Here is a 13,884-nt window from a genome sequence, read left to right on the forward strand (position 1 = left end):
AAGATTATTTTAATAACTTCTGCTGCATATGTTCTAATTGTTTGCGGATGCTGCCATCGATTACTTGATGGTTTGCTTCAATAACCACTCCGCCGACAATTGACTGGTCAATTAAATTGACTAAATGCGCTTGTTCATACCCTAATAATTGGGCAGCTTTTTCTTCCATTGCTTGATGTTGTTCTTTTGATAAAGGAATGGCTGTTGTCACTGAACCCAAAATTAGTCCTTGGTGCTCATCATAACGTCGTTCATATTCATCAATCATCAAGAGCAGATCGTACATGCGACGATATTCGTAAACCACTCGCAAAAAGTTTTGCATCATTTCACTAAAACCTGTTACTAGTTTTTCCATGATGCTGTCTTTTTCATAAGGCTCTAAGCGATCATCACTTAAAATATCGCCAATACCAGGTACTTGGTGATAGACTTCGCGAAGCGTCAATAATTCTTGATAAATTGCTTCAGCTTGGTTCTTTTCAACTGCCAACTCAAACAAAGCCTTGCCGTAGCGTTTACCAACTGTATATTTATCTAGTTTCATTTGCTTTACCTAAACTTTCAATATAAGAATCAATCAATGCTTCATGTGCATCTGGTGTTAATTCTTTATTTAAAATTTTGGCTGCAATTTGAAGAGAAAGATCTGCCACTTCATTTTTTACTGAAGACAATGCTTCTTCACGTTCTTGAGAAATATCTGTCCGAGCTTTTTCGCGTAAGCGAGTAACTTCCGCAGTTGTTTCTTTTAATGTTTTTTGGCGAGTCTGTTCTCCACTTTCTTTCGCGTTTTTAATAATTTCAGCTGCTTCTGATCTGGAAGAAAGTAATTGTTGTTGACGTTCTTTTTCCATTTTCGCTGCTGCTACGCGAGATTGTTCTGCAGAGTCTAAATCGTTGGCAATTTTTTCTTCACGTTGTGTCAAAATATCTACGATTGCTCCCCATGCATATTTCTTTAATAAGAGCATCAAGATTAAAAATGCACCACTGACAACAATCATCGTGCCTAGTGTGGTACTAGGAGCCGTTTCACCGACTACCAATGTAGTAAGTAGCATGAAGTCTCAACTTCCTTTCCTGCAAAAATCGATTTAGCTTCTTCAACTGCTTTATCACCAGCTATTGAAAAGGCTAAAGATAGAAGAAAGCAGTGACGGTCCCGATAATAATCAGCGTCCTGCCTCCATTTTATTGCTTATCTGAATAAAAGTAATAAAGAAACAACGACACCTAAAATTGGCACAGCTTCGATTAAAGCGACCCCGATAAACATTGTTGTTCTTAATTGACCAGACATTTCTGGTTGACGAGTCATTGACTCGATTGTTTTTGAAATAACTTGTCCGTTACCGATAGCGGCTCCGATAGCTGAACCGAAAATTGCAATTGCTGCTGCGATAAAATTTAATCCTTCCATTGTGTAAAATCCTCCTAAAAGATAATTTTTGTCCTTCGTATTTCTTGATTATTCTTCTGTTTCAATTTTGTGTGACATATAAACCATTGAAAGTGTCACAAAGATAAACGCTTGGATACATCCAATAAAGATTGAGAATGCTACCCAAATCATTTCTAGCGGAATTGCTAGTGGGATAACCCATAATCCGATGCTTGCTACGGTTCCAGCAATTAAGCCCAATAGAACTTCGCCGGCAAAAATGTTTCCGTACAAACGCAAGCCTAATGTTAATAGATTCGTAAATTCTTCCATTAATTTTACCGGTAGTAAGAAACCAACGGGTCTTAAATAACTATTAACTAGATAGCCTTTAAAACCAAAGCGTTTCATACCAAAGAAGTGTGTTAAGACAATCATCATCATCGCTAACGTTAAGGTTACGATTGGATCGGCGGTTGGACTTTTCCAAACGCTGAGATCATCGCCCACAACGATTTTTGTAACGAGACCCAAGATGTTTGAAACAAGTACAAACATGAAAAGGGTAAACGCCATTAAATGAAAATTGCTCACTTCTTTACGAGGTAAATTGTCTGTAATGATTCCACGAATAAAATCCACTAACCATTCGATGACCGTTTGTTTGCCCTTAGGTCGTAGCTTCATATTTCTCGTACAAGCATAGACAAAGGCGAAAACAATGATACACGTCAACAGCACCATCAAAACAATGGTTCCATCAAACCAAATTGGTCCGATATTGAAGAGTAATTTCTTCTCTTCCAAATCAATTCACCTCTTTTCCAACAATCTTTCAGAAGTTTCATCCTACTCCTGAGTGATAATCCCTGGCAAAGCTATCGTACCACCACTTGTTGATAATTTACAAATAGTTTACTTTTAAAATTTCATGTGTTGAAAATTGGTTGGAAAACCTTTTCCATAAACCAATCTAATGCAGGGTGGTACTGCTTTCCGAAGCGATTAAAAAATGAATCATTTACATTCATTTACTCAACACTTACCAGATTTTACACCTAATCCGAAGAAAGGCAAGCAAATATGCGAAAAAGAATAAATTTACATTTTTAACGTCGGTTATTTTTTAATGTTCGGCTGATTTGTCGGTCAACTTCCTTACGTTTCAAGTCTTCACGCTTGTCATACTGCTTTTTCCCTTTAGCTAAACCAATCAAAACTTTGGCATAGCCGTCTTTAATATAGACCTTCAAAGGTACTAATGTGATACCTGTATTTTTGGTTTCGCCGATTAACTTATTAATTTGTTTTTTGTGTAATAATAATTTTCTGGTACGTAATGGGTCATGATTAAAAATATTGCCCTGTTCATATGGACTAATATGAACATTATACAAAAAGGCTTCTCCGTTTCGAATTCGTGCAAAACCATCTTTTAAATTGATACGACCATTTCGAATAGATTTGATTTCTGTTCCTTGTAAAACAAGCCCAGCTTCAACCGTATCGATAATTGAATAATCATGTCTAGCTTTGCGGTTTTGTGCGATTAATTTTCCTTCCCCTTTTGGCATAAGCGACCTCCTCTACTTCTTCTTTTTCCCTTTTTTATTTTTTTGTTTCATTGCTTCTTTATAAAAAGGTTGTTTTTTGCCTTTGCCTTTTTTCTTATTTTTCTTTTTCTTACCATCAAATGATTCATCTTTTTTATTTCTTCGTTGATTATTTGAACGAGTTGAAGAATTGGCTTTACCTTTTTTACGTCCTTTTGGTCCTTCGACTGGTGCGACTTCCTCAGCTGAAATCAATTCAAAATCAACTTCTCTTGTTTCTGGATCAGCTTTTTCAACACGGATTTGAACTTTCTGACCAATTTTCAAAGTCATTCCCGTCCGTTCACCAACTAACGCCATATGATTTTCAATAAAGTGGAAATAATCTTGTTTTAAGTTGTTCACGTGAATTAAGCCTTCTATTGTATTAGGCAGTTCCACAAAGATACCAAATTTTGTGACTGAGCTGATAATCCCGTCATACGTTTCTCCCACTTTATCTACCATAAATTCGGCTTTCTTCATGGCGTCCACTTCACGCTCTGCATCAACTGCGCGACGTTCCATACTTGAACTATGATTGGCAATTTCTGGTAATGCTTCGTTCCATTTTTCTTGATTTTTTTCAGATTGATCTTGGCTATAGCTGCGAATCAAACGATGCACAATTAAATCTGGATAACGACGTATTGGTGAAGTAAAATGCGTATAATATTCAGCCGCCAACCCATAGTGTCCGTAGTTGTCTTCTGAGTATTTCGCTTGTTGCATACTTCTTAGCAACATCGTATTGATAACCACTTCTTCCGGCTTATTTTCAACTTGCTCTAAAACTTTTTGTAAATCTTTCGGTGAAATGTTTTCTTTTGTTCCTTTAACAAGAATGCCAAGTACTGCAGCAAAATCAAAGAAACGTTGCATTTTTTCTTCTTTTGGTTGTTCATGAATCCGATAAATAAATGGCAGTTTTAAGTCATGATAATGACGCGCCACAGTTTCATTCGCTGCCAACATAAAGGATTCAATTAATCGTTCACCCACGCCACGCGTGCGTAAAAGAATATCTTGGGGATGACCATTTTCATCAACTAGGACTTTGGCTTCACGATCTTCAAAAGAAATCGCACCACGGCGCATACGCATCTCTTCTAATATATGGTGCAGCTCGCCCATCTCTTTAAACATGGGAACTAGCTCTTTGTAGCGTTCTAACGTTTCAGGTTTTTGCTCTTCTAAAATTTCATTGACTGCTGTATAGGTCATTCGCTCCGTTGTTTGGATTACACTTTGGAAAATTTCATGCGAAATAACTTCTCCTTCTGGTGTAATTTCCATCTCACAACTCATGGTTAAACGTGGAACATGTGGGTTTAGCGAACAAATCCCATTTGATAATCGCTGCGGAATCATTGGCACAACTCGGTCTGTCAAATAGACACTTGTGCCGCGTTCATACGCTTCCATATCCAATTGGCTTCCTTCAGTTACATAATAAGAAACATCTGCAATATGCACCCCTAAAAAGAAATTGCCATTTGCTAACTTTTGTACCGTTACTGCATCATCTAAATCTTTCGCATCTTCTCCATCAATCGTCACAATCAACTGATCACGTAAATCCCGACGACCGACTAAATCGCTTTCTGCAATAGTTTCTGGTACTTGGTCCGCTTCAGCTAAAACTTCATCAGGAAATGCTGTGGGAATTCCATGAGCCACCACGATTGATAAAATATCCATTCCTGGATCATTTTTATGACCAATCACTTGTTTGACTAGTCCTTCCATACTCGTTGGATATTCTTGATCTGGATAATAGGTAATTTCAGCAATGACAATGCTACCATCTACTGGCTTAATCCCTTCAGGTGCAATTGATACAGTATACTGATTCAATTTCTTATCTTTGGGAATCATGTAGCCATACAGTCCCATTTCTGCCATTTCTTCTTCACTATATGCCACAAATTCTCCGACAACTTGGCTCACTGCTCGCTCTTTAATTTCTTTTACTTTACCTTCTGCGCCGCGATCTGAAAAAGGATCCGCATGTTGGATCACGTCAATTAAAACCGTATCTCCATCCATTGCAAAGTTCGTTGCCTCTTTCGGAATGTAAACATCTGGTTCTTCAGGATCGATGGTTACAAAACCAAAGCCTCGTTCATTTGCACGAAACGTTCCTTCTATTAATAAGTCTTTCATTGGTAACAGGACTTTGCCTTTTTTGTTGAAACTAACTGACTTTTCTCGTTCCATTTGTGCAATGGTTTGCACTAAAATTTTAAAATCTGAACTTTTTTCTAAATTCAAGCCTTGTGCAATTTCTTCCATTGAAAAGCTTTTCTTTTTTTGGCTTTCCATGAAATGTAAAATTTGCTCTTTAATTGTTTGTTTTGTCATTATTTCTCCTCATTCCAAGGTAGTGTTGCTAAAAATTGCACCACATCTTGCTCTAATTGTTTGTGTTCTCCACTCACCGTAATGACATGTCCGCTGTTTGGGTACCATTGTAAGGTCACACGTGCTTGTGTTAGCGCTTGGGCCGTTTGATAGACGCCCATTGGCTCAATCATTTCATCTTTGCCAGCTTGCGCTAAGAAAAGAGGTGCGTGGATTTTGTTTAGTTTGTCAGCCGTCTGACTAGCAATCGTTTCAATCGCTCCTAATTGTTGTTTGACTCGTTGCTCAATCGATTGCAACCGGCTTTGTTGTTCCTCTGCAGGAACTTCTGCGATTTTCATCACATTTTCTGCGTATAATACAAAATTTTCTGGGACTTTATTTTCGACAGGGTAGATCGGTGAACAGAAAAATCCACCACCAATTAATCCTGTTAATTGTTCCGTTAATGCATGCATACTGAAAATCCCGCCCATTGATAAACCAAAAATAGCAATTTCTTGGTAACCTCTTTCTCTCAAAAAAGCGACTGCTTCTTGTGTATCTTGCCACCATTGTTCCGTTGTTTGATCTAAAATATCTTCAGGAACTAGCGTGCCATGTCCTGAAAAATTAGGCGAATAGACAGTATAATTTTCTTTTTCTAAACGTCTGCTTAACATCCGTACATCATTACTGCTGCCAGAATAAGCATGTAATAAAAGGACCGCCCGTTTTCCTTTTTCTGAAAATAACGGCTTCGGTAAATTGATTTTTTTTGCCACTTCGCTCACCTCAGCTTCATTCTATCATATTCTCAAAAGAAAACCTTCCGAAATGATAAGTTTCAAAGACTTTTTCAGAAAGAAAAAGAACAGAAAAATAAGTGTCCGCACTCATCTCTCTGTTCTAAACTTGTCATTTTAAAAGATTACGTACTTATTTTGAAGATAAGAACGCCAAAACAAATAATAAAATCATCCAAATTGCGCCAAGAACTGCTGTTGAGCGTTGCATAACAGCTTCAAAACCGCGCGCTTTTTGCTTCCCAAATAATTTATCTGCACCGCCAGTGAAGGCACTTGCTGCACTGTTTTGTTTGCTTGGTTGCATCATAACAGTAATGACGATTAAAACAGATAAAATGATGACCAACGTTAAGATTAGATTATACATGCGTTAATTCTCCTTTTTATACAAATATGCGAAATTCATCTACTTTAATGTAGCATATTTTATCTGTAAACACCAGTGAAATTTAATGTCTTTCCTTATTTGTCTCTAATAACAACAGCCGCAAGTAGGAATCAGATTTCTACTTGCGGCTGTTGCTAGTTTCTTCTTTATTTTCTCAATACGTCTCCGTATTCAGGTTTAGTATCAAATTCTTTTTTGGCAAATGGACATAGCGGAATAATTTTTTTATGCTCTTTTCTCGCTTTTTCAACACCGGCTAAAACAAGTTTTTCAGCTAATTTTTGTCCACGATAAGTTGGATCAACAAACGTATGATCAATAATCATCATGCTTTCGCCAGCATCTGACCAAGTCATTTCACCAATTTCTTGGTTTTCATCGTTATATAGAGCAAAACGATTGTTTTCTTCTTTAATTTGCATATTCGTTCCCTGCTTTCCGAATATATTTTAGAGCACCACTTGGACATGAATCAACTACAATCATGTCATTTTCAACACTTCCGTTATCTGGAATAATCCATGGTTTCCGACCAACTTCAAAGACTTCTGGATTTCCACGAACACAATTACCAATATGTTCACAAATATCTTTATTATAAAAGATATCAATTCCTTCCCCAGTATATTTACGGTAGCCTTCTTTTAATAGTTGTTCTTCCGTGACTGGTTGCCCATCTATTTGGTTTCCTTTCATTGCACAATCTCTCCCCTGTAACTTATTAATATTAAAAACGTACCTTTATTTTACCACTAAGCTGGACATTCAGGCAATTAATTGTTCCACCTTACTTGCCAATTCGACGAGCACGCAAAGCAGATAAGATTGACACAGTGTCCACGACTTCTTGTAGCATAGCCCCGATTAGCGCCGGAATGATCCCGGTACTAGCAATTAGCATTAGTAAAACGCAGATAAAAATTCCGATTAATACAGATTGTTTGGCAATTTTCATGGTATCTTGGGCAATTTCGACCGCTTGGCTGACTTTACTTAAGTCATCTTTTAAAATAACAACGTCAGCAGTTTCACTAGCCGCAGTAGCTCCATGAGCGCCCATAGCAATACCTACGTCTGCAGCAGCAAGCGAAGGTGCATCATTTACACCATCTCCTACCATGATGACTGGATGATTTTCTTTAGGCAATTCTTTTAAAATGGTTAACTTATCTTGTGGTAAACATTCCCCATGTACTTCGGTAATTCCTACTTCTGCAGCAATCGTTTCTGCGACGGATTCTTGATCCCCCGTCAGCATTAAAATTCGTTGAAGATGTAATTGGTGTAATTTTTCCATAGTCTCTTTTGCTTCTGGGCGTACAGTGTCTGTAAAAGTAATTCGGCCTAAATATGTGCCATTACGTGAAATATGAATAGTCGTTTTATCAATTTTTTCAGTTTCTTGAGACTCTTGTGTCACAAAATTCTTTTTACCTACCCGTATCTCAGCACCATCCACAAATGCCTTCACGCCAGCACCAGAAACTTCCGCTAGATCTGTAATATTTTTTAATGGGACATCTTGCTTTCTGGCATAAGCAACAATTGATCTAGCTAAAATATGACTTGATTCTTGTTCCACGCTTGCTGCCAATCCCACTAATTCAGCAGCAGTTATTTCAGCATTGATTGGTTGGACTTGATCAACAGAAAGTTGTCCTTGCGTAATCGTGCCTGTTTTATCAAACGCAATCGTTTTTGCAGAAGCTAATTTTTCGACCATCGTTCCCGATTTAATAACGACCCCATGACGACTTGAACGACCCATCCCTGCCACTAAAGCAATTGGGGCAGATAGAATTAAAGGACACGGCGAAGCAACAACTAAGACTTCCGCAAAACGAGTCGGACTTTTTGAAACAAACCAAGCAACACCTGCAATTAAGTAGGCAACTAGTGTAAAAGGTACCGCATAGCGGTCTGCTAAACGTACAAAATGAGCTGGACGTGCCGCAGATTCTTTCACTAAGTTCACAATTGTTTGATATTGACTGTCTGCTACAGTTTTTTCAGCAACCATTTTCAAAGAGCCATCACCATTCACGGAACCCGACATTAATTCATCCCCAGGATTTTTTTCAATTGGTTTTGATTCTCCTGTTAATGAAGATTCATCGACTGTTGATGTCCCGGTTTTTACCAAGCCATCAACTGGAACTAGTTCCCCTGGTTTTACTACTAATTCATCGCCAACATTGATTTCCTCAACAGAAACATCTTCTAAATTTTCGCCATTCAAGCGATGAGCTTTTTGTGGCGAGTTATCCAATAATGACTTCAGCTCTTGGTTAGCTTTTCCAGCGGCATAGTCTTCTAATGAATCACCACCAGTCAACATAATTAAAATCATCAAACTGGCCCAGTATTCTCCCACAGCTAAGGTTGCAACGATAGCGGTAATCGCTAAAATATCGACACCATATTTTCCTTCACGTAAGGTTTGAATCATTTCCCAGAACATCATTAACGCCATTACAGAACCTGTTATTAAAATAATGCCATACGCCCAATTCGGCTGATGTAAAATAAATTCAAATAATAATGCCAAAACTCCTGTTATAATTGTAATCCCCAATTTTGTTACATGCTTCATCTCTTTTTCTCTCCCATCATTCACTTTACATTATTGAGCGTACCTTTTCTGTTTTGAAAAAGAAAGTGAAAACGCCTAAATGAAAACGACTTTCATTATCATAGGATAGTTGCTGTAGCAACGTTTACTTTCTGAAAAGTAGTTATGTAAAAAAAACACAGACCATCGTTCATTCGCCGATGGTCTGTGTTTTTATTTCCAAAAATCATCAAAAATTGTAATGGGTAAATGCCGTTTGTGTTGTCCTTTTTTATACCAGTTTTCAATTGTTTGTTGATCTGTTTCCGAGACTTTTTTGCCTTCCAAATAATCATCAATGGCATCATACGTGACACCTAAGGCAACTTCATCTGCAACTAACGGTTTGTCATCTTCTAGATCAGCTGTTGGTATTTTTAAATACAAGGCTTCTGGTGCCCCAAGTTCTTTCAGCAAAGCTTTTCCTTGGCGCTTATTTAAACGAAATAACGGTAAAATATCCGCTCCGCCATCGCCATATTTGGTGAAGAAAGCTGTCACATTTTCGGCTGCGTGGTCTGTGCCAATTACTGCGCCAGCATTTTCGCCAGCTACTGCATATTGTGTAATCATACGTTGACGTGCTTTCATGTTCCCTTTATTAAAATCGCTAATTTGAACGCCAGCGTTTTCTAGCGAACCAACCATTGCATCCACTGCTGGTTTAATATCCACTCGTAAAGAAACATCTGGCTGGATAAAGGCTAGCGCGGCTTGTGCATCAGCTTCATCTGCTTGCTCACCGTATGGAAGGCGAATCGCAATAAATTGATACGACATATCTCCTGTTTCTTCGCGCATTTCAGTCATCGCTAATTGTGCTAAGCGACCAGCTAATGTTGAATCTTGTCCGCCACTAATTCCCAAGACAAAGGTTTTTAAAAAAGGATGTTTAGTTAAATAAGCTTTCAGAAAATCAATACTTTTACGAACTTCTTCTTTTGGATCAATTGTCGGTAAAACACCTAACTCTTGAATGATTTTTTCTTGAAGTGTTGTCATTTCTAGGCCTCCTTATTCACCGTTTCCGTTAAATGTTTAACGTCTTTACGCACTTTTTCCAATAAATTCATTTTGTGGTTCCAACAATCTGTTGAAAGGTCCACTGGATATTTCTGCGGATTCAAGTCCCGCTTGTATTCTTCCCAAAGTGAATCTAAATTTTCTTTTGCATATTGTTTAATTTCATCTAAAGTTGGTAATTCGTACACACGTTTTCCTTCAACGAAAATATCTTGGAGTACTGGCCGTGCTTCAAAATCACGGACATACTTATTAATAAAGGTATGAACGGGATGGAACATATAAATTTCTTCTTCTTGGCGAGGATCTTCGTTCCAAAGTGTCACATAGTCCCCTTCTGACTTTTTATCAGATTTACGTGTAATACGCCAAACTTGTTTTTTTCCTGGTGTTGTCACTTTTTCAGCATTGCTAGATAGTTTAATGGTATCTTTCATTTGACCATCTTCACCTTCAATTGAAACTAATTTAAACACCGCTCCTAAAGCCGGTTGATCATAGGCCGTAATTAGCTTGGTACCCACGCCCCATACATCAATTTTTGATTTTTGCATTTTTAGATTCAAAATCGTATTTTCATCTAAATCGTTCGATGCATAAATTTTTGCTTCAGTAAAGCCTGCTTCGTCCAGTTGTTCACGAACTCGTTTAGAAATATAAGCCATATCGCCACTATCAATCCGCACACCTAGGAAATTAATTTTATCACCCATTTCTCGAGCTACTCGAATTGCGCTTGGCACTCCCGCTTTCAAAGTATCATACGTATCAACAAGGAAAACGCAATCCCGATGTGTTTTGGCATACGCCATGAATGCTTCATAATCATTTCCATACGACTGAACCAATGAATGGGCATGGGTCCCACTAACCGGAATACCAAAAATTTTACCAGCACGAACATTACTTGTCGCGTCCGCCCCACCAATATAGGCGGCTCTTGTGCCCCAAATGGCAGCATCTAATTCTTGTGCTCGGCGTGTTCCAAATTCCAATAAAGGATCATCGCCAATCACGGATTTAATTCGAGCCGCTTTTGTCGCAATTAATGTTTGGAAATTCACCATATTTAGCAAGGCAGTTTCTACCAATTGACATTGTGCCAAAGGACCTTCAATTTGAATTAACGGTTCGTTATTAAAAACCAAATCCCCTTCTAAAGCAGAGCGTACAGTACATTTAAATTCAAAATTTGCTAAATACGTCAAGAAATCTTCTGGATATTCTTCAACTTCTCGGAGATATGCAATATCAGATTCTGTGAACGTTAAATTTTCGAGATAATTGACTAAACGTTCTAAACCTGCAAAAATTGCGTAGCCATGATTAAAGGGCATCTCTCTAAAGTAACATTCAAAAACAGCATGTAAATCTGCTCTCCCTAATTCCCAGTATGTTTGCATCATATTGATTTGATACATATCTGTATGCAATGTCAAACTATCATCTGCATATGTATAGTCCATCGTTTTCTACCTCTATTCTTTGTATTAAAAACTTGTTTATATTATAACAAAAAAATTTTTTTTAGCCTAAAATCTGCTTAGACCTCTTTTTCTTTAAAAATGAAAAATTTACTGAAGAAATAATTTAAAATCACTACTACAACTTGTGTAATCATTTTCGCCCAAAACGATGAAAAATGAATGCCATCAATTAGGAGAATCATTAAACCCATATCAGCCACAAAAGATAAAATTCGGTACCAATAAAATAAGCCCATTTCTTTAAAAAAACCAGCTATGCTTTCATGCTTACTTGCGAATACCCAATATTTATTCGTGAAAAAGGCAAATAGAACAGATAAAAACCAACTAATTGCGTTACTTATCTTGTAATCCAGCCCTAACACGTTTTGACAAACAAAAAACACAACTAAGTTGACGACAGTCGTTGCACCACCAAAAAATAAATAAGCCAGTACTTCTCGGTATTTACGAAATAATTCTTTCAATTTTCACGCATCCTTTCAACTAATCATTTTATCAAACTTCGGCAAGAAAACCTATCTATTTTGTGTAAAGACACAATTCTCTTGCTAATTTTACTATTTATTAAGTATTTATGAAAAACATAATAAGAGTAGAGGATAAGTTCATCCATGGATGAACTTACCCTCTACTCTTACTCTAATAATATATTGACTCCATCGACCGATAAGTTAAATCAGCATTAGTCCTTTAGCTTAGGAAGTGCTATCGTTTGTCCTTCGGTTAATACAGAATACGTTAAGTCATTTGCCTGCTTGAGGGCGGTTAAGGAATAGCCCGTTTTTTTAGCAATTTTTGCGAGTGTCTCTCCTCTTTTTACTTCATAATACTCAGTAGACTCTGTTTTTGAGTCATTCGCTTTACCATTTGATTGCTCTGCTGTTTCCAAAGCATTAGTCACCGATTTACTGATTATTAGTGATTGAAGTAACGCTTGTTCTTTCGGTTCTAGAGAAGTCGCCGCTGTATGCTGAGGAATCGTGATTTTTTGGCCAATATAAAACATTTCTTGAGTCTTTGAATTTTGTTTTAAGATGGCTGTTGCTGACACACCAAACGTCTGGCTAATGGTGGCGAGAGAATCTCCTTTGCTTACTTCGTAGACGACTGCTTCTTTTTTTAGCTGTTCTTTGACTGCTTCCTTATCAAACGAAGGTTTCTTTTCTTCTGCCAAATTAGTCACTACTGGTTTCTTCTTTTCTTGATCGTATTCAGTTAATTGATAGGTTTCAATCAACGCATTTAATTTTTTATCGTAATATGTATCCGTTGCATAACGACCTGTTAAAAATTTTGTTGCCTGCTGATAATTCGTCGTGTTTGCTTTCAAAACGCCGTGATAAAACGTTGCATTACCCGCCAGCCCATTGATGATTAATTTACTATAGTCTGTTAATGACTCTTTATAGGAAGGATACTGACGAAAATCGGCATGAATGGTGGTCATCTTCCCTTTACCATCATCTTCTTGTGTGGAAAAGCTGACACTTTGACCTTGATAAGCGCCTTTAATGCCAAATAAATTATAATTAGGCGGCGCGGCTAACGCACTATTGCCCGAGCCACTTTCTAAAATAGCTTGAGCTATCATGACAGAAGCGTATAGATCATGCCGCTGACCAATAACTCGTGCTTCTTCACCGATTTTTCTAATAAACTCAGAAGTAGAAGCATTCTCTTGGACAACAAAATTTGCCTCGGCTTGTTGTTGAATTCCTGCTTGCTTTTCCTTTTCTTGACTATTGTCTATCTCTGAATGTACCAACGGCTCTTTGGTCTTTTCAGTTAATGTAGAATTTTGTGGTTCCTGATTATGAGGCGGCTTTTCAGTGAGTGCTTTACGCTCTTCAGACGCTGGTTGCTCACTTTGTAACGATTCGGTTGGTTTAGTACTAGCAATTGGCTTTTCTTGTGGCGGTAAACTATTTTCAGATTCTGAAGGTTCCACATTATTTTCCTGATGGTCACCTCTGTCATTTTGTATTGAACTTTCTTGTTGTTCAGACGAACTTATTACTGTTTCGTTCAGCGTTGAAGAAGTAAGGGTTCCTTGGTCTTGATTGACTTGGTCCGCTCTTTTTTCTTCCAGCGATAGCTGTCGGTTTTCGTGACTCGTTTCGGTCTCCTCTTGAGCGATTAATGGTTCCGAATTGTAGTAACTGGCGCCAGCATAAGTCCCTAAGACTCCAAGACATACCAACTTCAAATATCTTGCCTTTCTTTTTTTCATCGCATTTCTCCTTC

At 37.7% G+C, this 13,884-nt stretch carries 15 protein-coding genes; all 15 read right to left on the reverse strand.

Features of this window, described 5'->3' with window-relative positions:
• Positions 1-4: 4 nt before the first annotated feature.
• Positions 5-547, reverse strand: a complete 543-nt coding sequence (gene atpH / locus IGL48_RS10545) for an ATP synthase F1 subunit delta (protein WP_048949460.1) — start codon at positions 545-547, stop codon at positions 5-7.
• Positions 534-1,064, reverse strand: coding sequence for a F0F1 ATP synthase subunit B (gene atpF / locus IGL48_RS10550; protein WP_002365031.1), 531 nt, complete (start codon positions 1,062-1,064; stop codon positions 534-536). Before atpF ends, atpH begins: the two co-directional genes overlap by 14 nt.
• Positions 1,065-1,201: 137 nt before the next feature.
• Positions 1,202-1,423, reverse strand: coding sequence for an ATP synthase F0 subunit C (atpE, locus tag IGL48_RS10555; protein WP_002356552.1), 222 nt, complete (start codon positions 1,421-1,423; stop codon positions 1,202-1,204).
• A 48-nt stretch (positions 1,424-1,471) separates the two neighbouring features.
• Entirely contained in the window at positions 1,472-2,191 is a 720-nt protein-coding gene (atpB, locus tag IGL48_RS10560) for a F0F1 ATP synthase subunit A (RefSeq protein ID WP_002384148.1), read from the reverse strand.
• A gap of 302 nt (positions 2,192-2,493) precedes the next feature.
• The gene (smpB, locus tag IGL48_RS10565) at positions 2,494-2,958 is read right to left on the reverse strand and encodes an SsrA-binding protein SmpB (protein ID WP_002356550.1); all 465 of its coding nucleotides are present in this window, start codon (positions 2,956-2,958) and stop codon (positions 2,494-2,496) included.
• Between the two features lie 12 nt (positions 2,959-2,970).
• The gene (gene rnr / locus IGL48_RS10570; protein WP_002356549.1) at positions 2,971-5,340 is read right to left on the reverse strand and encodes a ribonuclease R; all 2,370 of its coding nucleotides are present in this window, start codon (positions 5,338-5,340) and stop codon (positions 2,971-2,973) included.
• Entirely contained in the window at positions 5,340-6,113 is a 774-nt protein-coding gene (locus IGL48_RS10575) for an alpha/beta hydrolase (protein WP_002384145.1), read from the reverse strand. Before IGL48_RS10575 ends, rnr begins: the two co-directional genes overlap by 1 nt.
• 145 nt (positions 6,114-6,258) lie before the next feature.
• Positions 6,259-6,495, reverse strand: coding sequence for a preprotein translocase subunit SecG (gene secG, locus IGL48_RS10580; protein ID WP_002356546.1), 237 nt, complete (start codon positions 6,493-6,495; stop codon positions 6,259-6,261).
• A gap of 167 nt (positions 6,496-6,662) precedes the next feature.
• Positions 6,663-6,938, reverse strand: a complete 276-nt coding sequence (locus IGL48_RS10585) for a GNAT family N-acetyltransferase (protein WP_002356545.1) — start codon at positions 6,936-6,938, stop codon at positions 6,663-6,665.
• Entirely contained in the window at positions 6,928-7,212 is a 285-nt protein-coding gene (locus tag IGL48_RS10590) for a (4Fe-4S)-binding protein (protein WP_002356543.1), read from the reverse strand. The genes IGL48_RS10585 and IGL48_RS10590 overlap by 11 nt, the downstream gene beginning before the upstream one ends.
• A gap of 91 nt (positions 7,213-7,303) precedes the next feature.
• Positions 7,304-9,133 carry a heavy metal translocating P-type ATPase gene (locus tag IGL48_RS10595; protein WP_002384144.1) on the reverse strand — a complete coding sequence of 610 codons (1,830 nt, stop codon included), beginning with the start codon at positions 9,131-9,133 and terminating at the stop codon, positions 7,304-7,306.
• A gap of 168 nt (positions 9,134-9,301) precedes the next feature.
• Positions 9,302-10,129, reverse strand: a complete 828-nt coding sequence (gene nadE, locus IGL48_RS10600; protein WP_002356540.1) for an ammonia-dependent NAD(+) synthetase — start codon at positions 10,127-10,129, stop codon at positions 9,302-9,304.
• 2 nt (positions 10,130-10,131) lie between these two features.
• A complete protein-coding gene (locus IGL48_RS10605; RefSeq protein WP_002356538.1) occupies positions 10,132-11,616 on the reverse strand; it encodes a nicotinate phosphoribosyltransferase in 1,485 nt (494 codons plus the stop codon).
• Positions 11,617-11,693: 77 nt separating this feature from the next.
• Positions 11,694-12,104 (reverse strand): GtrA family protein, encoded by a 411-nt coding sequence (locus IGL48_RS10610; protein ID WP_002367164.1) that lies wholly within the window; start codon positions 12,102-12,104, stop codon positions 11,694-11,696.
• 218 nt (positions 12,105-12,322) lie between these two features.
• Positions 12,323-13,870, reverse strand: coding sequence for a glucosaminidase domain-containing protein (locus IGL48_RS10615; RefSeq protein ID WP_002384143.1), 1,548 nt, complete (start codon positions 13,868-13,870; stop codon positions 12,323-12,325).
• Between the last annotated feature and the right edge of the window lie 14 nt (positions 13,871-13,884).

It is taken from the genome of Enterococcus sp. DIV1090 (genome assembly GCF_050537975.1).
In the GTDB taxonomy this organism is placed as follows: Bacteria; Bacillota; Bacilli; order Lactobacillales; family Enterococcaceae; genus Enterococcus; species Enterococcus faecalis.

Coding starts and splice junctions, on each gene's coding strand:
- atpH (WP_048949460.1), bottom strand. CDS start 547: ATGAAACTAGATAAATATACAGTTGGTAAACGCTACGGCAAGGCTTTG.
- atpF (WP_002365031.1), bottom strand. CDS start 1,064: ATGCTACTTACTACATTGGTAGTCGGTGAAACGGCTCCTAGTACCACA.
- atpE (WP_002356552.1), bottom strand. CDS start 1,423: ATGGAAGGATTAAATTTTATCGCAGCAGCAATTGCAATTTTCGGTTCA.
- smpB (WP_002356550.1), bottom strand. CDS start 2,958: ATGCCAAAAGGGGAAGGAAAATTAATCGCACAAAACCGCAAAGCTAGA.
- rnr (WP_002356549.1), bottom strand. CDS start 5,340: ATGACAAAACAAACAATTAAAGAGCAAATTTTACATTTCATGGAAAGC.
- secG (WP_002356546.1), bottom strand. CDS start 6,495: ATGTATAATCTAATCTTAACGTTGGTCATCATTTTATCTGTTTTAATC.
- IGL48_RS10585 (WP_002356545.1), bottom strand. CDS start 6,938: ATGCAAATTAAAGAAGAAAACAATCGTTTTGCTCTATATAACGATGAA.
- IGL48_RS10590 (WP_002356543.1), bottom strand. CDS start 7,212: ATGAAAGGAAACCAAATAGATGGGCAACCAGTCACGGAAGAACAACTA.
- nadE (WP_002356540.1), bottom strand. CDS start 10,129: ATGACAACACTTCAAGAAAAAATCATTCAAGAGTTAGGTGTTTTACCG.
- IGL48_RS10605 (WP_002356538.1), bottom strand. CDS start 11,616: ATGGACTATACATATGCAGATGATAGTTTGACATTGCATACAGATATG.
- IGL48_RS10615 (WP_002384143.1), bottom strand. CDS start 13,870: ATGAAAAAAAGAAAGGCAAGATATTTGAAGTTGGTATGTCTTGGAGTC.